This window comes from Nostoc sp. 2RC, assembly GCF_014222165.1.
Classification (GTDB): domain Bacteria; phylum Cyanobacteriota; class Cyanobacteriia; order Cyanobacteriales; family Nostocaceae; genus Nostoc; species Nostoc linckia.
Map to the genome: position 1 here is coordinate 1 of NZ_JACKZU010000843.1, position 260 is coordinate 260.

General features: G+C 38.1%; 1 tRNA gene. It reads right to left on the bottom strand.

The annotated features are described in order from the left end of the window. Positions 1 to 144 precede the first annotated feature (144 nt). A tRNA-Gly gene (locus tag GNE10_RS35215) sits at positions 145 to 218 on the bottom strand. Between the last annotated feature and the right edge of the window lie 42 nt (positions 219 to 260).

Sequence of the window (260 nt, forward strand, 5' to 3'; positions counted from 1 at the left end):
TCCTGAGCCAGGATCAAACTCTCCATAAAAAATTATGATGTTTGATTAGCTCATCAATACTAAATAGTTTGTAACGTTTCGTTACTGTTTATTGGAATTAACGTTGACATATTGTCATTCAGTTTTCAATGTTCATATTTAAAATGGAGCGGGTGATGGGAATCGAACCCACAACATCAGCTTGGAAGGCTGAGGTTTTGCCATTAAACTACACCCGCTTAATGAAATACGATTATGGGGCGGTTGAAGGGAATCGAACC